Annotated in this window: 21 protein-coding genes and 2 tRNA genes; 17 read left to right on the forward strand and 6 right to left on the reverse strand. The window is 63.7% G+C overall.

Annotated features, from left to right (window positions below; all coding sequences use genetic code 11):
* Positions 1-21: 21 nt before the first annotated feature.
* The 3 genes from ASD94_RS14960 to ASD94_RS14970 form a co-directional block, all read right to left on the reverse strand.
* A complete protein-coding gene (locus tag ASD94_RS14960; protein ID WP_056644298.1) occupies positions 22-483 on the reverse strand; it encodes a hypothetical protein in 462 nt (153 codons plus the stop codon).
* A 200-nt stretch (positions 484-683) separates the two neighbouring features.
* On the reverse strand, positions 684-1,385 hold the full coding sequence (locus ASD94_RS14965; protein WP_056644300.1) for a cold shock and DUF1294 domain-containing protein: 702 nt from the start codon (positions 1,383-1,385) through the stop codon (positions 684-686).
* A 15-nt stretch (positions 1,386-1,400) separates the two neighbouring features.
* Positions 1,401-2,291 (reverse strand): CoA transferase, encoded by an 891-nt coding sequence (locus ASD94_RS14970; protein ID WP_056644302.1) that lies wholly within the window; start codon positions 2,289-2,291, stop codon positions 1,401-1,403.
* Between the two features lie 131 nt (positions 2,292-2,422).
* Between ASD94_RS14970 and ygiD the strand changes: the two genes are divergently transcribed.
* The gene (gene ygiD / locus ASD94_RS14975; RefSeq protein ID WP_056644304.1) at positions 2,423-3,328 is read left to right on the forward strand and encodes a 4,5-DOPA dioxygenase extradiol; all 906 of its coding nucleotides are present in this window, start codon (positions 2,423-2,425) and stop codon (positions 3,326-3,328) included.
* A 130-nt stretch (positions 3,329-3,458) separates the two neighbouring features.
* On the opposite strand, the gene ASD94_RS14980 is transcribed toward ygiD, so the two are convergent.
* Both ASD94_RS14980 and ASD94_RS14985 read right to left on the reverse strand, forming a co-directional pair.
* Positions 3,459-4,028, reverse strand: coding sequence for a nucleotidyltransferase family protein (locus ASD94_RS14980; protein WP_235510678.1), 570 nt, complete (start codon positions 4,026-4,028; stop codon positions 3,459-3,461).
* Between the two features lie 34 nt (positions 4,029-4,062).
* The gene (locus ASD94_RS14985; protein ID WP_056644306.1) at positions 4,063-5,271 is read right to left on the reverse strand and encodes an amino acid aminotransferase; all 1,209 of its coding nucleotides are present in this window, start codon (positions 5,269-5,271) and stop codon (positions 4,063-4,065) included.
* 105 nt (positions 5,272-5,376) lie between these two features.
* Between ASD94_RS14985 and uvrB the strand changes: the two genes are divergently transcribed.
* The 16 genes from uvrB (at position 5,377) to ASD94_RS15065 (ending at position 17,817) form a co-directional block, all read left to right on the forward strand.
* Entirely contained in the window at positions 5,377-7,467 is a 2,091-nt protein-coding gene (gene uvrB / locus ASD94_RS14990) for an excinuclease ABC subunit UvrB (protein ID WP_056644308.1), read from the forward strand.
* Between the two features lie 251 nt (positions 7,468-7,718).
* Positions 7,719-8,255: a Fe-S cluster assembly transcriptional regulator IscR gene (gene iscR / locus ASD94_RS14995; RefSeq protein ID WP_015013980.1), complete on the forward strand. Its 537-nt coding sequence runs from the start codon at positions 7,719-7,721 to the stop codon at positions 8,253-8,255.
* A gap of 115 nt (positions 8,256-8,370) precedes the next feature.
* A complete protein-coding gene (locus ASD94_RS15000) occupies positions 8,371-9,591 on the forward strand; it encodes an IscS subfamily cysteine desulfurase (RefSeq protein ID WP_056644309.1) in 1,221 nt (406 codons plus the stop codon).
* Between the two features lie 39 nt (positions 9,592-9,630).
* Positions 9,631-10,032 (forward strand): Fe-S cluster assembly scaffold IscU, encoded by a 402-nt coding sequence (gene iscU, locus ASD94_RS15005; RefSeq protein WP_056063045.1) that lies wholly within the window; start codon positions 9,631-9,633, stop codon positions 10,030-10,032.
* Between the two features lie 25 nt (positions 10,033-10,057).
* Entirely contained in the window at positions 10,058-10,381 is a 324-nt protein-coding gene (gene iscA, locus ASD94_RS15010; RefSeq protein WP_056644311.1) for an iron-sulfur cluster assembly protein IscA, read from the forward strand.
* An 83-nt stretch (positions 10,382-10,464) separates the two neighbouring features.
* Positions 10,465-10,983, forward strand: coding sequence for a Fe-S protein assembly co-chaperone HscB (gene hscB, locus ASD94_RS15015; protein WP_056644313.1), 519 nt, complete (start codon positions 10,465-10,467; stop codon positions 10,981-10,983).
* Between the two features lie 77 nt (positions 10,984-11,060).
* Positions 11,061-12,932 carry a Fe-S protein assembly chaperone HscA gene (gene hscA / locus ASD94_RS15020; RefSeq protein ID WP_056644315.1) on the forward strand — a complete coding sequence of 624 codons (1,872 nt, stop codon included), beginning with the start codon at positions 11,061-11,063 and terminating at the stop codon, positions 12,930-12,932.
* A 42-nt stretch (positions 12,933-12,974) separates the two neighbouring features.
* Positions 12,975-13,313: an ISC system 2Fe-2S type ferredoxin gene (fdx, locus tag ASD94_RS15025; protein WP_056644317.1), complete on the forward strand. Its 339-nt coding sequence runs from the start codon at positions 12,975-12,977 to the stop codon at positions 13,311-13,313.
* The gene (dnaQ, locus tag ASD94_RS15030) at positions 13,313-14,026 is read left to right on the forward strand and encodes a DNA polymerase III subunit epsilon (RefSeq protein ID WP_056644319.1); all 714 of its coding nucleotides are present in this window, start codon (positions 13,313-13,315) and stop codon (positions 14,024-14,026) included. Before fdx ends, dnaQ begins: the two co-directional genes overlap by 1 nt.
* Positions 14,027-14,063: 37 nt before the next feature.
* Positions 14,064-14,138, forward strand: a tRNA-Val gene (locus tag ASD94_RS15035).
* A gap of 51 nt (positions 14,139-14,189) precedes the next feature.
* A tRNA-Val gene (locus ASD94_RS15040) sits at positions 14,190-14,264 on the forward strand.
* 156 nt (positions 14,265-14,420) lie between these two features.
* On the forward strand, positions 14,421-15,458 hold the full coding sequence (locus ASD94_RS15045; protein WP_056644320.1) for a histone deacetylase family protein: 1,038 nt from the start codon (positions 14,421-14,423) through the stop codon (positions 15,456-15,458).
* Positions 15,459-15,494: 36 nt separating this feature from the next.
* Entirely contained in the window at positions 15,495-16,592 is a 1,098-nt protein-coding gene (locus ASD94_RS15050; RefSeq protein ID WP_056644322.1) for an NAD(P)/FAD-dependent oxidoreductase, read from the forward strand.
* A 143-nt stretch (positions 16,593-16,735) separates the two neighbouring features.
* Positions 16,736-17,038: a DUF883 family protein gene (locus ASD94_RS15055; RefSeq protein ID WP_008904788.1), complete on the forward strand. Its 303-nt coding sequence runs from the start codon at positions 16,736-16,738 to the stop codon at positions 17,036-17,038.
* Between the two features lie 45 nt (positions 17,039-17,083).
* Complete coding sequence (locus tag ASD94_RS15060) at positions 17,084-17,479, forward strand: phage holin family protein (RefSeq protein WP_056644324.1); 396 nt, start codon at positions 17,084-17,086, stop codon at positions 17,477-17,479.
* Entirely contained in the window at positions 17,476-17,817 is a 342-nt protein-coding gene (locus ASD94_RS15065) for a hypothetical protein (protein WP_056644327.1), read from the forward strand. Before ASD94_RS15060 ends, ASD94_RS15065 begins: the two co-directional genes overlap by 4 nt.
* A 137-nt stretch (positions 17,818-17,954) precedes the next feature.
* On the opposite strand, the gene ASD94_RS15070 is transcribed toward ASD94_RS15065, so the two are convergent.
* On the reverse strand, positions 17,955-19,007 hold the full coding sequence (locus ASD94_RS15070) for a quinone-dependent dihydroorotate dehydrogenase (RefSeq protein WP_056644329.1): 1,053 nt from the start codon (positions 19,005-19,007) through the stop codon (positions 17,955-17,957).
* Between the last annotated feature and the right edge of the window lie 18 nt (positions 19,008-19,025).

Raw genomic sequence — 19,025 nt, forward strand, 5'->3', positions numbered from 1 at the left:
CCTCAGTACTTCAGCCCGTTCTCAGCCCTCCGCTGCGTGGGTGCCGACCACCACCGATTGCGGGCCGTCGCCAGCGGGCTGCGTGATCAGATCCTCAATGATGAAGGTGCGGTAATAAAAGGCCGTGACTGCACCCTCGGGCGCAATGGCATTCACCAGGGTGTCGATCTCGTCCTTGTCGGCCATGGCGATCAGCATGCCGTGGTAGCCGGTACCCGCCAGGTCGGCAATGCGCCGCACCATGTCCCCTTCGGCCCCCACAGAGGGCAATGGCGCATCTGCCATGCCCAGCGTGTGCACGATCTCCTGCAGGATGACGTCGGGGCTGGCGTAGGCGATGTCGCCCTGGTGGCCAGCGGCCTGCAGCGCAAGTGCGGCCTGGCGCGTGCAGTCCTCGTCGGGGAACAGCGCAAACACCTGGCCGGTGGGGTAGAAAACGCCGCCCATGTTGGTCATGGTGGAATCAAGAACGAGGGGTTTCATGGGCTTCTCCCGAGGTGTTTCAGACCTTCGGGATTGAAACCTGGGCACGCTGGTGCGCGGTGTAGGTCAGCGGGCCATTCGCGCGTCAGCTTACCTTGCCGTGTCGAGTGGTGGTAGCCTGCCGCGCAGGCCCATAGTGCCTGTAGCGTCCATTTTTCATGGGTTGATTGCTATCAAATTGATAACAACGTCAAATGTTGCTACCGCAGCCATCCGCCCAGCCAGGCCCCCAGTGCGGCGCAGTGCATCACGACCGTCATCCAGTACACCGCGCGGAACTCTGCTTTGCGGGACTTGTGCCGCAACCGCTGCTGGGCAAACCACGCGCCCGGCCAGCCGCCTGCCAGGCCCAGCAGGTGCAGGTGGCTTTCCTTGATGCGCCACCGGCCGTTCTGCGCGGCGCTTTTGTCGATGGCGTAGATCACGAAGGTGAGGAGGTTGATGGCAAGGGCGGCACCTATCACCCACCCCGGGAGCCGACCGGCCCAGACACCCCAGGCCAGCAGCGCCGCCCAGCCGAGCATGAGGATGTGTATCAGCATCGATCCGGCGGCTGGCGAGGCGCTGGTCGCCGCAGGCCGTCGGCGGCGCGAGGCCTGTGGCTGCCCCGTCCCCTGCGCCGGTGCGCGCCGCGTCGGTGGCACCGATGCGGGCTGCGCCGGAGTCGGCGGACGGGGTTGAAAGGCCCCTGCGGCATGGGCTGCAGGCTGCACCGCCATGGCACGGGGCCCTTTGCCGCCCACATGGATTTCTTCGTACACCACGGCGAGTCCCTCGCGCGGTGCTGCGCTGCCCCGGTAGTCGCGCACATGAAAGAACACATCGGCGGATGTGTCTGGGCTGCGTATGAAACCGAACGCGCGGGCGGCGTCCCAGCGGATAACGGTGCCTTGTTTCTGCATCGCAAGAAAAGGCGTTCAGGCCAGGGTGTGCAGAGGGATGTCCTGCGCGACGGCCAGCGCATCAAGCTGCGCCCGGGTCTGGCTACGCAAGAACGCCGCCACGGCGGCGTGGGTGGCGGGGGCGCGCAGCACCTGCGGGTCGCCCGTGGCAGGCAGGCCGGCGGCGGCACACAGGCTGGCGGCAAAGTGCGGCTCCAGCGCGGCCACTGCCACACGTCCATCGGCGCAGGGGTAGATGCGGTAGCCCGCGTGGTGGCCGCCCACGTCGCCGTCGGGGGTGGTCAGGCCCCAGTCCCGCGGCTGGGCCAGCCAGGCGGCGGCGTCGGCCAGCGCCACTTCGATGCACACGCCGCCGCCGGTGTGGGCACGCTCCAGCAGAGCCTGCAGCACGGCCTCGCTGGCCATCAGGGCGCCGCCCATGTCGGCGTAGAGCGTGGGCGGCATGTCGGTGCCCGTCACCAGGCCAGCGTCGGCCAGGTAGGTGAGGTCGTGGCCGGGCTCCTCGGCCCGCTCTGCCGCTGCGCCCACGATGCGCACCAGCGACAGGCGCGGATAGCGGGCCCGCAGCGCATCCCAGGAGAGGCCCAGCTTGGCCAGTGCCGAGGGGCGGAAGGAGGTGATCAGCACATCGGTGCGGGCCAGCTCGTCATGCAGCGTGGCCTGACCTTCGGGCGTCTTGAGGTGGGCGTGCACCACCCGCACGCCCTGGTGCAGCGTGGCATAGGCTGCGGGGCTGTAGATGCCCATGGGGTCGGCGCTGGGGTAGCCCGCTGGCGGTGGCGGTTCGAGCTTCGTGCATTCAGCCCCCATGCGCGCGCAGCGCATCAGGGCGGCAGGGCCTGGCAAGTTGAGCGCGAGGCTCAGGACGCGGGCATTGCGCAGGGGCTGGGGCAGGGCGGTCGTCATGGCGTGGGTTGTCTCTGTGTCGTGGTTTTGAATGGAAGGCGTAGCGCCGGAACTTCGTGGCGCGCACGGGCTCACTTCCTGCGTTATACATAATTTGTTACGCTCCCTGACCCATGCAACGCAGAACCTCTTTGGCCGCCATCACCGGCCTGGCCGCCTTTCCGGGAGCTTTCGTGACCTCATCCCTGAGCAGCGCCGCCACGGCGCCCGCGCTGAAGGCGCTCAAGCCCTCGCCCCGCATGCCTGTGCTGTTCGTGGGCCACGGCAGCCCGATGAATGCCATCGAGGACAACGCCTGGCGCCGTAGCTGGCAGGCCGTGGGCGCAGAGCTGGCCGCGCGCGCGGTGCAGCCACAGCTCATCCTGTGCGTGTCGGCCCACTGGCTTACGCGCGGCGGCTGGCAGCTGACCGGCATGGCCAACCCCAAGACGATCCACGACTTTGGCGGCTTCCCGCAAGCACTGTTCGACCAGCAGTACCCCGCGCCCGGTGCGCCGCAGGTGGCGCGCAGCCTGGCCGCCGAACTGAAATCGCCCGCCACCGGAGCGGCCCTGGGGGTGGACGAGGGCGAGTGGGGTCTGGACCACGGTACCTGGTCGGTGCTCAAGCCCATGTTTCCCCAGGCGCAGATCCCGGTGATGCAGCTGAGCATGGACTACAGCCGCGCCCCGGCCGAACACTATGCGCTGGGTCAGCAGCTCAAAGGCCTGCGGGATCGTGGCGTGCTCATCGTGGGCAGCGGCAACATCGTGCACAACCTGCGTGTCACGCGCCGTGGCACAGCCGCCAACGAGGCGTACGACTGGGCCACCGAGTTCGACACGGTGGTGCAGGAGCAGATCAAGAAGGGTCAGTTGGGTGCCTTGCAGGACTTCCAGAAGCTGGGTGCCGTGGCCCAACAGGCGCATCCCACGCACGAGCACTATCTGCCGCTTCTGTATGCGGCGGGGGCGGTGCTGCCCACCGAAATGCCACGTTTCTTCAACACAGGCTACCAGTCGGCATCGATCTCGATGCGGTCGGTGCTGTGGGGGTGATGGGTATCTGCCATTTACAACAGGTTGTTGTAAGAAGGCGCTTCTTTTTTGATAGCTGTCAGCGCATGTTTGTCTAGCGCTTGAGGCCAAAAACACCTGAAAACCATCGACCGCAGCGATCAGACGGCCATCAGGCCGTGACGTGACCCGCCTGGATCGTCAGCCACGGCCAGCGTTCGCGGTAGCTCTGTGCCTTGGCTTCGAACAGTGGCAGATGCGGGCAGGCCGGGTTGGGTCGCATCAGCCCGGCATACAGTTCTTCCAGCCCGTAGGGTGCGTACAGCGTAGGTCCTTCGATGCCTGGGTCGGCGGCAGGCTGCAGGCCCACGCAGGTGCAGGGCACCAGAAAGCGCTCGATGCCATTGCGGGCCGATGTGAGGGGCGCATAGGGGTAGCCAAACCAGCGTTCGTACCAGAGGTGCACCCGGGCCTGGTTCTTGGCTTCGACGGTGATCGGCAGGTCGGCAAAGAGGGCCGTGACCCGGTCTTGCTCGGCCTGTTCGGCGGCTTCGGACAGGTCCGAGGCGTCGAAATAGAACAGGTCGTAGTCCTTGATGTTTGCCGTGGGCGCCAAGCCGGAGTGCAGGTTCCACACGGTCTGGAACAGGCATCCCGCCACCAACCAGGCGTCCGGCAGGCCCAGAAGTGGCAAACGCCCCAGAAGGGCCGCGTTGTGCGGGTTCTGGAGCGTTTCGCTCAAGAACCGGCGCCTCAGCGCCGCTTCTTCAATCAGCTCAGATGACCTTGGCAATGGCTTGGCAGACGTAGTCGATGTTCTTGCTGTTGAGCGCTGCCACGCACATGCGGCCGGTGTCGGTGCCGTACACGCCAAACTCGCTGCGCAGGCGCACCATCTGGTCCTTGGACAGGCCCGAGTAGCTGAACATGCCGATCTGGGTGGTGATGAAGGACATGTCCTTGCTCACGCCAGCAGCCTTCAGGCCATCGACCAGCTTCTGGCGCATGGCCTTGATGCGCACGCGCATTTCGCCCAGTTCCTTTTCCCACAGGGCGCGCAGCTCGGGGTTGCCCAGCACGGCGGCCACGATGGCGCCACCGTGGGTGGGTGGGTTGGAGTAGTTGGTGCGGATGGCGATCTTGAGCTGGCTCAGCACGCGGTCGGTTTCTTCCTTGGTGCTGCCGACCACGCTCAGGGCGCCCACGCGCTCGCCGTAGAGGCTGAAGCTCTTGGAGAAGCTGGTGGAGACAAAGATGTTCAGGCCAGCGGCCACGAACTTGGCGATCACGGCGCCGTCTTCGGCGATGCCGTAGCCAAAGCCTTGGTAGGCCATGTCCAGGAAGGCGGTGAGGTTGCGTTCCTTCACCACGGCAATCACTTGTTCCCACTGAGCGGGAGTGATGTCGTAGCCGGTGGGGTTGTGGCAGCAGGCGTGCAGCAGCACGATGGTGCCGGCAGCAGCGGCCTTCAGCTTAGCCAGCATGCCGTCGAAGTTGATGCCGCCCAGGCCGCCGTTGGCGCTCTGGTCAAAGTAGGGGTAGGTATCGACGGGGAAGCCGGCGTTGGTGAACAGCGCGCGGTGGTTTTCCCAGCTGGGGTCGGAGATCAGCACGGTGGCGTTGGGGCTGATCTTCTTGAGGAAGTCGGCGCCGATCTTCAGGCCGCCAGTGCCGCCGATGGCTTGCACGGTGGCCACGCGGCCGCTCTTGACCACGTCGGAGTCAGCGCCAAAAACGAGGCCCTTCACCGCCGCGTCGTAGGCGGCGATACCGTCGATGGGCAGATAGCCGCGGGCGGTGGGCTTTTCCATCATGGTCTTTTCAGCGGCCTGCACGCATTGCAGAAGGGGCAGCTTGCCGTTGTCGTCGAAATAAACGCCTACGCCCAAGTTGACCTTGTTGGGGTTGGTGTCGGCGTTGAATTGCTCGTTGAGTCCCAGGATGGGGTCGCGGGGGGCCATTTCGACGGCGGTGAACAGAGACATGAAAATCCTTGAAAGGTTGTCAGTAGCGAAGAATCCGGGCGTGGTGTACTGTGCCGGGTTCAGCCGATTTTAACGGCCCGCCCATCCCACTCGTTGACCGCCCCCATGCCGGATCTCACAGAAGTCATAACTGAAAAGCAAGACGGCGAGTTCGTCAGCTTCCCCCATTCCCCGTTTGAACTGTTCCAGCCTTACCCGCCCGCGGGCGACCAGCCCGAGGCCATCGACAAGCTGGTGGAGGGGCTGAATGACGGCGAGACCTTCCAGACGCTGCTGGGTGTGACGGGCTCGGGCAAGACCTTCACCATGGCCAATGTGATCGCACGCATGGGCCGCCCAGCCATCGTGTTCGCGCCCAACAAGACGCTGGCAGCACAGCTGTACAGCGAGTTCCGCGAGTTCTTCCCCAAGAACGCCGTCGAATACTTCGTGAGCTACTACGACTACTACCAGCCGGAGGCTTACGTGCCCCAGCGGGATCTGTTCATCGAGAAGGACAGCGCGATCAACGAGCACATCGAGCAGATGCGCCTGAGCTGCACCAAGAGCCTGATGGAACGGCAAGATGTGGTCATCGTGGCCACCGTGTCCGCCATCTACGGCATTGGCGAGCCTGAGAGCTACCACCGCATGGTGATGACGCTACGCACCGGCGACAAGCTGGGCCAGCGGGATGTGATTGCGCAGCTGATCCGCATGCAGTACCAGCGCAACGAGGCAGATTTCAGTCGGGGCAAGTTCCGCGTGCGGGGCGACACCATCGATGTGTTCCCCGCCGAACACTCGGAGCTGGCCATCCGCATCGAGCTGTTTGATGACGAGATCGAGAGCCTGCAGCTGTTCGACCCCCTCACGGGGCGCGTCAAGCAGAAGATTCCGCGCTTTACCGTGTACCCCAGCAGCCACTACGTCACGCCGCGCGACAAGGTGCTGGCGGCGGTGGAGACCATCAAGATCGAACTGGCCGAGCGCCTGAAGCAGCTGGTGGCCGACGGCAAGCTGGTGGAGGCACAGCGGCTGGAGCAGCGCACGCGGTTCGATCTGGAGATGCTCAGCGAGGTGGGGCACTGCAAGGGCATCGAGAACTACACGCGCCACCTGTCTGGCTCGGCGCCGGGCGACCCGCCCAGCACGCTGACCGACTACATGCCGAAGAATTCGCTGATGTTCCTGGACGAGAGCCACCAGATGATCGGGCAGCTCAGCGCCATGTACAACGGCGACCGAGCGCGCAAGACCACGCTGGTGGAGTATGGATTTCGCCTGCCCTCTGCCCTGGACAACCGGCCGCTCAAGTTCGAAGAGTTCGAACAGCGCATGCGGCAGGTGATCTTTGTATCGGCCACACCCGCCGACTATGAAAAGACCCATTCAGGCCAGGTGGTAGACCAGGTGGTGCGCCCGACCGGATTGGTGGACCCCGTGGTAGAGGTGCGACCTGCCACCCATCAGGTGGATGATGTGCTGCAAGAAATACGCATTCGCGTTGAAAAGCATGAACGCGTACTCATTACCACCTTGACCAAGCGCATGGCTGAGCAGTTGACCGACTACCTGACGGACAACGGCGTGAAGGTGCGCTACTTGCACAGCGATGTAGATACCGTGGAGCGGGTGGAGATCATCCGTGACCTGCGCCTGGGGGCTTTCGACGTGCTGGTGGGCATCAACTTGCTGCGCGAAGGGCTCGACATCCCTGAGGTGTCGCTCGTGGCCATCCTGGATGCGGACAAGGAGGGCTTTCTGCGCGCCGAGCGCAGCCTCATCCAGACCATAGGCCGCGCCGCGCGCAACCTGAACGGCCAGGCCATTCTGTACGCCGACCGAATGACGGATTCGATGAAAAAGGCCATGGGCGAGACGGAACGTCGGCGCATCAAGCAGATCGCATACAACGAGGCCCACGGAATCACACCGCGCAGCATTGTCAAGCGGGTACGAGACCTGATTGACGGGGTTTACAGCGAAAAGGCCGGCAAAGATGCCGAGCGGCTGGAACAGGAAGCCCTGCGGCGCGCCCAGGTGGAGGACATGTCCGAAAAGGACGTGGCACGTGAGATCAAACGCCTGGAAAAGCTCATGCTGGAACATGCGCGCAATCTGGAGTTCGAGCAGGCAGCGCGGGTGCGTGACCAGTTGACACGGCTCAAGGACCAGGCGTTTGGCGCGCATGGCAGCGATTCAGTGGCCTTGTGACACAAGGGCCGGAGGACAGTGTGATGAACAATTACTATCACGTCGATTAATAACTAGTTGGTTTTTTAACCCGACAGAATCGATAGGGATTTGTGTTATACTCACACAAAATACTCAACAAAACAGCCCAGCGATGAAGGGCTCCGTGGCAGACAACTGTTCGGAGTAAGGGGCGGAGACGGTGCCTCGCTGACAAACAGTCAGCGCTGGCGGTTTCTTCAACGAACAAGCCTTAGCACAAGGAGCTTGCGATGCGTCTCACAACCAAAGGCCGTTTTGCGGTCACCGCCATGATTGACCTGGCCCTGCGCCAGAATAACGGCCCCGTCACGCTGGCTGCCATCAGCCAGCGCCAGCAGATTTCGCTGTCGTACCTGGAGCAACTCTTTGGAAAGCTGCGCCGCCATGAGCTGGTGGAGTCCACCCGCGGTCCCGGCGGCGGCTACACCCTGGCCCGCAAGGCCGGTGACATTACCGTGGCGGACATCATTGTGTCGGTGGACGAGCCCATCGACGCCACGCAATGCGGTGGCAAGGAAAACTGCCTGGGTGAAGCTGGCCGCTGCATGACGCACGAGCTGTGGGCTTCGCTCAACCAGCGCATGGTCGAGTTTCTGGATTCGGTCACCCTGCAAAAGCTGGTGGATGAGCAGCTCGCCAAGGGTGTGCAGATCGAGGACAAGCCGGTGGTGCGCCGTGCCATCTCCACGACCCCGGTGGTCAAGCCCATTCGCGTGAATGCTCCGAACTCGGTGTTTGCGCTGGGTAACGTCTTCGCCAAATCCTGATCTACGTTGCGTGGTGCTGACCCTGGGGTCAGCGCTGCCCTGACCGCGTTGTAATCGTTTTCTTGTTTGTTCTGCCTCTTCTGTTTGCCAGCCAGAACCTTTTACTGAGCCAGCCATGGACATGACCCCGCACTTCCCCATCTATCTCGACTATGGCGCCACCACCCCGGTAGACCCCCGCGTGGTGGACGCCATGATCCCGTGGTTGCGTGAGCACTTCGGCAATCCGGCATCGCGCAGCCACGCATGGGGCTGGGAGGCCGAAGAGGCGGTGGAAAAAGCGCGTGTGCAGGTGGCTGACCTGATCGGTGCCGACCCCCGCGAAATCGTCTGGACCAGTGGTGCGACCGAGTCCATCAACCTGGCTTTGAAGGGCGCTGCGCATTTCTACAAAGGCAAGGGCAAGCACCTCATCACGCTCAAGACCGAGCACAAGGCCGTGCTGGACACCATGCGCGAGCTGGAGCGCCAAGGCTTTGAAGCCACCTACCTCGATGTGCAGGAAGACGGCTTGGTCAATATGGATGCCTTGAAGGCCGCCATCCGTCCCGACACCGTGCTGATCAGCATCCTCTTCGTGAACAACGAAATCGGTGTGATCCAGGACATCCCCGCCATCGGTGTGCTGTGCCGCGAAAAGGGCATCTTGCTGCATGTGGATGCCGCACAGGCCACCGGCCGTGTCGAGATCGACATGAACGCGCTGCCCATCGACCTGATGAGCATGACTGCCCACAAGACCTATGGCCCCAAGGGCATTGGTGCGCTGTATGTGCGCCGCAAGCCCCGCGTGCGCCTGGAAGCCCAGATGCACGGTGGAGGCCATGAACGCGGCATGCGTTCGGGCACCTTGCCCACGCACCAGATCGTGGGCATGGGCGAGGCCTTCCGCATCGCCAAGGAAGAAATGGCCGAGAGCAACGCCAAGGCCAAGGCCCTGCAGCAGCGCCTGTTGGACGGCCTCAAGGACATTGAACAGGTCTACATCAACGGCAGTCTGGAGCGCCGTGTGCCGCAGAACCTGAACATGAGCTTCAACTTCGTCGAAGGCGAATCGCTCATCATGGGCATCAAGGGCCTGGCGGTGTCGTCGGGCTCGGCGTGCACCTCCGCCAGCCTGGAGCCCAGCTATGTGCTGCGCGCGTTGGGCCGCAGCGACGAACTGGCGCACAGCAGCCTGCGCATGACCATCGGCCGTTTCACGACCGAAGAAGAGATCGACTACGCCATCTCCACCATCCGCGAGAATGTGGCCCGCCTGCGCGAGCTGAGCCCGCTGTGGGAGATGTACAAGGACGGCATCGACATCAGCACCATCCAGTGGGCTGCTCACTGATTCCGCACAAATTCTGGACGTATTGAAGAGGTACACATCATGGCTTACTCAGACAAAGTGGTTGACCATTACGAAAACCCCCGCAACGTGGGTTCGTTCGACAAGGGTGACGATTCGGTGGGCACCGGCATGGTGGGCGCGCCCGCCTGCGGCGACGTGATGAAGCTGCAGATCAAGGTGAACCCCGAAACCGGCGTGATCGAAGATGCCCGGTTCAAGACCTACGGCTGCGGCTCGGCCATTGCCTCGTCGTCGCTGGTGACCGAGTGGGTCAAGGGCAAGACGCTGGATGAAGCCGCAGCGCTCAAGAACAGCGAGATTGCCGAAGAACTGGCTTTGCCGCCGGTCAAGATCCACTGTTCCATCCTGGCCGAAGACGCCATCAAGGCTGCTGTGCTCGACTACAAGACCAAGCACGCCACCACGGCCACTGCCGCCTGATTGTTTGACAGATAGATCGAGAGACATGGCCATTACGCTGACAGAAGCTGCAGCCCGGCACGTCAACCGGTACCTTGCCCGCCGTGGCAAGGGGTTGGGCGTGCGTCTGGGGGTCAAGACGACCGGCTGCTCGGGGCTTGCCTACAAGCTGGAATATGTGGACACGAGTGAGCCCGAAGATATCGTGTTTGAAAACCACGGCGTCAAGGTGCTGATCGACCCCAAGAGCTTGGCCTACATTGACGGCACAGAGCTGGACTTCGTGCGTGAAGGCCTGAACGAAGGCTTCAAATTCAACAACCCCAACGAGCGGGACCGCTGCGGTTGTGGGGAGAGCTTCCGCGTCTGAGCGCCCTTCGTTGATGTCACACCAAACCGCCAACGCGCTCTGTGCTGGCGGTTTTTTCTTGGACTTCCTTCTCGCCACTGCGAATGAACCTGCAATCTGACGACTTCGAACTGTTTGGCCTGGAACGCCGCTTTGCGCAGGAGCGCAGCGCCATCGATGCGCGCTGGAAGGAGCTGCAACGCGAAGCCCACCCCGACAAGTTCGCGGCGCAGGGCGCCGCTGCACAGCGCGTGGCCATGCAGTGGTCCGTGCGCATCAATGAAGCCTACCAGCGCCTGAAGGATCCGATGCGCCGTGCGGCCTACTTGTGCGAACTGCACGGTGCGCCCATCCGTGCCGAAGACAACACCGCCATGCCCGCTGCCTTTCTGATGCAGCAAATGGAGTGGCGTGAAGCGCTGGAAGACGCCAGTGCCGACAGCGCGCTGGACGCGCTGGATGATGAGGTGGCGCAAGCCCGCCGTGCCGCCTTGGCGCAGTGCGAGCAATTCATCGACCAGCAGCAGGACTATGCGGGTGCAGCCCGCCAGGTCAGAGCCCTCATGTTCATTGCGCGATTTGCCGACGACATTGAGCGTCGCCGCGAGCAACTGGGACAATAGGGCGGTTTTGCATTCCCCTGGACCCCCTCGCGTGCTGATGCGATGGCGGGCTCCACCACGTAGAGATCCGAAATTCCATGGCGCTTCTGCAGATTTCCGAACCCGGCCAATCCCCCGACCCGCACCAACGGCGCATCGCGGTGGGCATTGACCTGGGCACCACCCACTCTCTGGTCGCTGCTGTGCGCAATGGCGTGTCCGAATGCCTCCCCGATGCCCAAGGCCGGGTGCTGCTGCCCTCGGTGGTGCGCTATCTGGCCAACGGTGGGCGTCAGATCGGGTATGACGCCGTGGCAGCGCAAGCCCAGGATGCTCGCAACACCATCGCCTCGGCCAAACGCTTCATGGGGCGCGGCCTCAAAGACGTGACGGAAGCGGGCAAGCTGCCTTACGACTTTGTGGCCGCTGCCGATGGCGGCGTGGGCGGTATGGTCAGCCTCGCCACGGTGGATGGCAACAAGTCGCCCGTCGAGATCAGTGCCGAGATTCTGGCCACGTTGCGCTACCGGGCCGAAGACACCTTCAACGACGATCTCTATGGCGCGGTGATCACCGTGCCTGCGTACTTTGACGACGCTCAGCGCCAAGCCACCAAGGACGCGGCCAAGCTTGCCGGCATCAACCTGCTGCGTCTGATCAACGAGCCCACGGCCGCCGCGATTGCCTATGGCCTGGACAACGCCAGCGAGGGCGTCTACGCCGTCTATGACCTGGGTGGGGGCACGTTTGATATTTCCATCCTGCGCTTGACGCAAGGTGTGTTCGAGGTCATTGCCACGGGCGGCGACTCTGCCCTCGGGGGCGACGACTACGACGCAGCGCTGGCGGACTGGGTGCTGCAGCAGGTGGGGCAACAGGCGGTCACGCCGGCCGACAAGTCGGCTGTGCGCATGGCAGCGCGCGCCTGCAAAGAGGCGTTGACTGCTACTGATTTGATAGCGTTCAAGGCAGAATTGTCCGGCGCTTCAGTGCAATTTGACGTGAAACGCTCGGATTTTGATGCGGTGACCGCTGATTTGACGGCCCGCTCCATGGGGGCCGTGCGCCGCGCTCTGCGCGACGCGCATCTGGCGCGCGACGAAGTGCAGGGCGTGGTCATGGTGGGTGGCTCCACTCGCATGCCGCAGGTGCAACGAGCCGTGGCAGAGTTCTTTGGTAAGGAACCGTTGACCAATTTGAACCCGGACGAAGTCGTGGCCTTAGGGGCCGCCATCCAGGCCAACCAGCTGGCGGGTAACAACACGGCGGGCGACCTGCTGTTGCTGGACGTGATTCCGCTGTCCCTGGGCATCGAAACCATGGGTGGGCTGGTGGAGCGGATCGTCGCGCGCAACGAGACCATCCCCACCGCCAAGGCGCAGGACTTCACCACCTACAAGGACGGACAGACTGCGCTTGCTATCCATGTGGTGCAAGGCGAGCGTGATCTGGTGCAGGACTGCCGCAGCCTGGCTCGCTTTGAGTTGCGCGGCATTCCCCCCATGGCGGCAGGTGCTGCGCGCATCCGTGTGACCTTCACCGTCGATGCCGATGGCTTGCTCAGCGTGGCCGCGAAGGAACAGGGCAGTGGGGTAGAAGCGCGCATTGACGTGAAGCCATCGTATGGCCTCACGGACGACCAGATCGCGCGCATGCTGCAGGACGGCTTTGCCACGGCTGCGCAGGACATGAAAGCCCGCGCCGTGGTCGAGGCCCGCGTGGACGCGGACCGCATGCTGATTGCCACGCAAAGTGCACTGGATGCGGATGGCGACGTGTTAAGCCCCAAGGAGCGTGCTGCCATCGACGCCCTGATGGTGACTTTGCGCCACCAGCGCGACAGCGACGATGCAGCGGCTATCGAGGCAGCCACCGAAGCCCTGGCCAAGGGCACCGAGGCGTTCGCAGCCCAGCGTATGAACCGAGGTATCCAGCAGGCTCTGGCCGGCAAGAACGTCGCGAGCCTGTAATACGAGCCTGCGCATCCCTCTGAACAAGAAGAAAACCACCCCATGCCCGTCATCAAGATCCTTCCCCATCCCGAATACTGCCCCGCAGGCACTGAAATCACGGCGCCTGCAGGCACCTCGATCTGCGAAGCCCTGCTGGACAACCACATCAACATCGAGCATGCCTGCGACATGAGCTGTGCGTGCACCACCTGCCACGTCATCGTGCGCCAGGGGTTGAATTCGCTGAATGCGGCAGAAGAAGAGGAAGAAGACCTGCTGGACCGTGCCTGGGGCCTGGAGCCGCAGTCGCGCCTGTCGTGCCAAGCCATCCTGGCGCAAAGTGATGTGACCGTGGAAATCCCCAAGTACACGATCAACCACGCGAAGGAGAACCACTGATGTCGCGCCAGATCGTTCTCGACACCGAAACCACCGGCCTGTCGGCCGAGGGGGGCGATCGCATCATTGAACTGGGTTGTGTGGAGCTGCTCCACCGCAAGCTCACGGGCAACAACCTGCACCTGTACTTCAACCCTGGCCGCGACAGCCATGAAGACGCGCTCAAGGTGCACGGCATCAGCAACGAGTTCCTGAAGGACAAGCCCAAGTTTGCGGACGTGGTGGACGACATCCTGCAGTACCTGCAGGGCGCCGAGATCATCATCCACAACGCAGCGTTTGACGTGGGCTTCCTCAACAAGGAGCTGGAGCTGGTGGGGCGCCCGGCGTTTGGCACCTATGTGCAGAGCGTGACCGACACGCTGGCCATGGCCAAGGAGATGTACCCGGGCAAGCGCAACTCGCTGGACGCCCTGTGCGACCGCCTGGGCGTGGATAACTCGGGCCGTACGCTGCACGGCGCTTTGCTCGACGCCGAGCTGCTGGCCGACGTGTACATCAACCTCACACGCGGGCAGGATGCCTTGCTGATTGCCGATGATGGCCATGATGGCGCCGACGGCGTGAAGGTGGCCGCCATCGATTTGCGTGGCCTTGCGCTGCCCGTGCTGCGGGCGAGCGAGCAGGAGCAGGCGGCGCATGCCGAGGTGCTCACGCAGATTGACAAGGCCAGCGGTGGCAAAACAATTTGGCGGACTCTCCAATTGGCCTAAAAAGCTGTGCCATAATAGAAGGCTGTCGCAGCGACAAGGGTGATTAGCTCAGCGGTAGAGCACTGCCTTCACACGGCAGGGGTCACATGTTCGATCCATGTATCACCCACCATGTTGCTGACAGACTTTTCGCAGCGGTATCTTTCTCCAAGGTGCTTGCGACGGGTGATTAGCTCAGCGGTAGAGCACTGCCTTCACACGGCAGGGGTCACATGTTCGATCCATGTATCACCCACCAATTTGAAAACCCCTGCAGGTTCCTGACCTGCAGGGGTTTTTTCTTGGCCTGCCCACCTCCCCGCAAGCTGCAAAAGTGCGGCCTCCATCCGCCAGAGCTGCGTACAACGCAGGGTTGCGCGTTACATTGGTCGCCCGTACCTGCAGTGCAGCATCCATGATCACCTTCCACAATCCCTCGCACCAGGGGCATGCGCCCGTCCATGAATTCTTCCGAGGCGAACGCGTGCCTTGTTTTGAAAAGCCCGAACGCGTGGACTATGTGGAAGACGCACTGCGCACACGCGGCCACGCCATGATGGCGCCCGACGTGGACTGCAGTGCGGTGCTGGCGCAGGTGCACGCACAACGCTACCTGGCCTTTTTGCAGACCGCCTGGCAGCAGTGGCTGGCGCTGGACCCGGCCAACGCGTTGCTGCAACCCTTTCCATCCGTGTGGCCGGTGCGCACGCTGCGCAGCGACGTGGAGCCAGACAACTTCGTTGCGCGCCTGGGCCTGTATTCGATGGACAACGGTACACCCATGGCAGCGGGTACTTGGGCTGCCGCCAAGGCAGGGGCCGACGCGGCTGCCAGCGCGGCGGCTCGCGTTGCGCAAGGGGCGCGTGCCGCGTTTTGCTGCACTCGCCCACCGGGGCACCATGCGGGCCCGGACTTCATGGGGGGCTATTGTTTTTTGAACAATGCCGCCGTGGCCGCGCAAACCCTGCGCGATCAGGGCGCCCAGCGTGTGGCGCTGCTGGACGTGGACTACCACCATGGCAACGGCACGCAGAGCATCTTCTATGGCCGCAGCGATGTGCTGTTCATCAGCATGCATGGTGACCCGCGCACGGAGTACCCGTTCTACTTGGGCCACGCTGACGAAACGGGGCAGGGGGCTGGCACAGGCTTCAACCTGAACCTGCCCCTGCCTGCGGGCACCAGCGCGGCGACCTGGTTTGATGCGCTGGAGAAAGCCTGCCTGCGCATCGCAGAGTACCGGGCCGACGCGCTCGTGATATCCCTCGGGCTGGATGCCTTTGAGGGCGATCCCATTTCGCGGTTTGCACTGGCCTCGTCAGATTTCACCCGGCTGGGCGAGCGGTTGGCGCGGCTGGGTCTGCCCACGGTGTTTGTGCTGGAGGGCGGCTACGCGGCGGCCGAGCTGGGCACCAATGCCGTCAATGTGCTGGATGGTTTTGAGCAGGTTTGACGCGGTTGTCAGCCGGGGGCGCACGGAGATACACAGATGATCGATAAGGTGGATTGCGTGGTGGTGGGCGCGGGCGTGGTGGGCCTGGCTGTGGCCCGCGCGCTGGCGCTGCAAGGGCGGGAGGTCATGGTGCTGGAGGCTGCGGACGCCATCGGCACCGGCACCAGTTCGCGCAATAGCGAGGTGATTCACGCGGGGCTGTACTACCCCGCAGGGTCGCTCAAGGCCCGTTTGTGTGTGCGGGGTAAGGAACTGCTCTACGCCTACTGCGCGGCGCGCGGCGTGCCCCATCGCCGTTGCGGCAAGCTGTTGGTGGCAACCTCTGCCGCCCAACTGGACAGCCTGGAAGGCATCCAGGCGCGTGCCCGTGCCAACGGAGTGCTGGACCTGCAACGCCTGAGCCGTGAAGACGCCTTGGCGCTGGAGCCCGCCCTGGCCTGCGTGGGCGCCCTGCATTCCCCTAGCACCGGCATCGTTGATAGCCATGTGCTCATGCTGGCACTGCAAGGTGATCTGGAACACGCGGGCGGCCTTGTGGCACTGAATTCGCCGCTGGCGCTAGCATCTATTGGTCTGGATGCTATTGATTTGGAAGCGACGGACGGCACTCGCATCCGCGCGCGCACGGTGGTCAATGCCGCTGGGTTGAACGCCCCCGCATTGGCTGCGCGATTTGCTGGGCTGGCCCCGCAGCATGTGCCCACTGCCCACTACGCCAAGGGCAACTATTTCACTTTGACGGGCAGGGCGCCTTTCAGCCGGCTGATTTACCCGGTGCCAGAGGCTGCCGGCCTAGGGGTACACCTCACGCTTGACCTGGGCGGCCAGGCCAAGTTTGGCCCGGACGTGCAATGGGTGGACTCGCCCGACGATCTGCTGGTGGACCCAGCGCGTGGCGATGCCTTTTATGCCGAGGTGCGCAAATACTGGCCTGCCTTGCAGAACGGTGCATTGGCGCCCGGTTACGCGGGCATGCGCCCCAAGATCCACGGGCCGGACGCGCCGGCTGCCGACTTTGTCATCCAGGGACCCGCTGTCCACGGCGTGGCAGGGCTCGTCAACCTGTTCGGCATCGAGTCGCCGGGCTTGACGAGTGCTCTCGCGATTGGTGAGCATGTGGCCGCGCTGGTTTGATCTGCGGCAAGCCATTTGCAATCTGTAACCTCTTGCGTCCCCGTCCTACGAGGGGTTTCTGGACAGATGGCTAAGATGAAGTTCAGCCCCGTCGCTCGCGTGCGGGTTCCCTATTATTTTTGGCATTACACAGAAAGGCTTGTATGACTGCTTCTGACACCACGACCACCCAGGGCGAACTGGAAAAGCTGGTTTCCGATCTGCGGGGCCTGCTGGCCAACAAGGACCTAGATGCGGTTCCCGAAATCAAGCTGCTGCGCCAGCGCCTGGACGATGGCATGCACAACGTGCGTGAATCCGCTGTGCGCGCCGCCCAAGACGCCGCCCGCCAGGCCAAGGAAGCCGCACTGGCCGCCGACCGCTACGCCCATGACGAACCGTGGCGTGTGGCAGGTGCCGCGCTGGCGGTGGGCGCATTGGTCGGGTTTCTGCTTGCACGCCGCTGATTGCCGCAGTAGCCCCATGACAGCACGCCACGAAGGCAAACACACATGAACTGGCTCTCGCTGCTGGGGCTGGAGGGGCTGGCCGCCCGTTGGCGCGCTAACCTCATCGAGGGCGCGATTGCCGCCGAAGACCGCATGGACTTGGCCCGCCTGGAGTGGGCCGACCTCAAGCAGCGCCTGCAGCAACTGCTGGTGCTGACCATTGTGGTGGCTGGGCTCACAGTGGTGGCCTTGATCATGGTGTCACTGGCAGTGCTGGTGCACTTTTGGGACTCCCCGCAGCGCACCCTGGTCGCCTGGCTGGTCGCTGGTGTGTGGGCTGTGGGCTGGGCGGCAGCTGTGGTGTCGTTGGTATCGGTGGCGCAGCGCGCTGGCAGCGGGTTCTCCCTGACGCGGCGTGAGCTCGCGCAGGATTGGCGAGAGATCAAGGAGCGCTTGTGACAGCAGCACATCCAACAACCCATGCGCCGCAGCCTGCGTCGGCAGCATGGCCGGCACCCACGCCACAGCAGCAGCGTGTGCTAGACCGCATCGAGTTGCAGCGCGAGCGGTTGCGGGCTCGCCGCGTGGCCCGGGTTCAGGCCCGGGCGCTGGCTGAGCAGGCCGGGGGTGCTGCGGGCGGTGCCGATGCGTCGCTGGCACTGCGCGCCGCCGGGTTTGCCCGCGAACATCCACTGGCCGTGGCGGCCATGGCCGGTGTCGCTCTGGTGGCTGGCCCGCGCAGGCTGATCCGATGGGCGGGCATCGCTCTGCCGATGCTGATGCGTCTGCGGCGCTGACGGCCACGACTAGGTGACAGAGACCTGGGTCCTGTTGCTCATCCATCGCCAAAAACGAAACGGAGCCCTGTTGCCAGAGGCTCCGTTTTTTTATGGTGCTGCGTTCGGACGGGCGTTAACCCAAAGGCTCAAAGAGTTCAGCGCAGGGCCTTGATGGCCTTGGCAGCCTTCACGACCAATGCAGGGCCTTCGTAAATCAGGCCGGTGTAGATCTGCACGACATCGGCCCCCGCGCGAATTTTGCTCACCGCGTCATCAGCGCTCATGACCCCGCCCACGCCAATGATCGGGTACCCGGCGCCAAGGGCTGCGCGCAGTTGCCGAATCACCTGGTTGCTGGCCTCCAGCACAGGCGCACCGCTCAGCCCGCCAGTCTCCGCGGCGTGGCGCATGCCCTGCACCGCTGCACGGCTGATGGTGGTGTTGGTGGCGATGACACCGTCCATGCCATGGCGTTGCAAGGTGGCGGCGATGACCGCCACCTGGGCTTCGTCAAGGTCAGGGGCAATCTTCACAAAGACCGGCACGCGCCGCTGGTGCTGAGTGGCCAGCGCCTCACGCCGCTCGGCGATTGCACCCAGCAGGGCATCGAGGGCTGCATCGCTTTGCAGCGCGCGCAGGTTCTGCGTGTTGGGCGAGCTGATGTTGACCGTTACATAGTCGGCATGCGGGTACACGCCTTCGAGGCAGGTCAGGTAGTCGCTGGTGGCGTTCTCGATGGGCGTGGTGGCGTTCTTGCCGATGTTCAGGCCCAGCAGCATGGGGCGCTGGCGATTCTGTGAGCGAAATTGCGCCTGCTGCACGTTGCGCAAGAAGGCCTCCAGACCTTCGTTGTTGAAGCCCAGGCGGTTGATCAGGGCGCGGGCTTCGGGCAGGCGGAACATGCGCGGCTTGGGGTTGCCTGGCTGCGCCTTGGGGGTTACGGTGCCTACTTCCACAAAACCAAAACCCATGGCGCCCAGCGCGTCAATGCAGCGCGCATTCTTGTCCAGGCCAGCGGCCATGCCTACGCGGTTGGGAAACGTGAGCCCCGCCAGAGTGACGGGGTCGCTCACGGTTTCATTGCACCAGGCCCATTGCAGAGGCGTGCGCTGCCCGCGCGCCAGCATGTCCATGGTGAGTTCGTGGGCGGCCTCGGCATCCATGCCGAAGAGAAAGGGGCGGGTGAGGGCGTAAGGGATCAGGGACATGGGGGGATAATTCAGGAT

Source organism: Acidovorax sp. Root70 (assembly GCF_001428225.1).
In the GTDB taxonomy this organism is placed as follows: Bacteria; Pseudomonadota; Gammaproteobacteria; order Burkholderiales; family Burkholderiaceae_C; genus Acidovorax.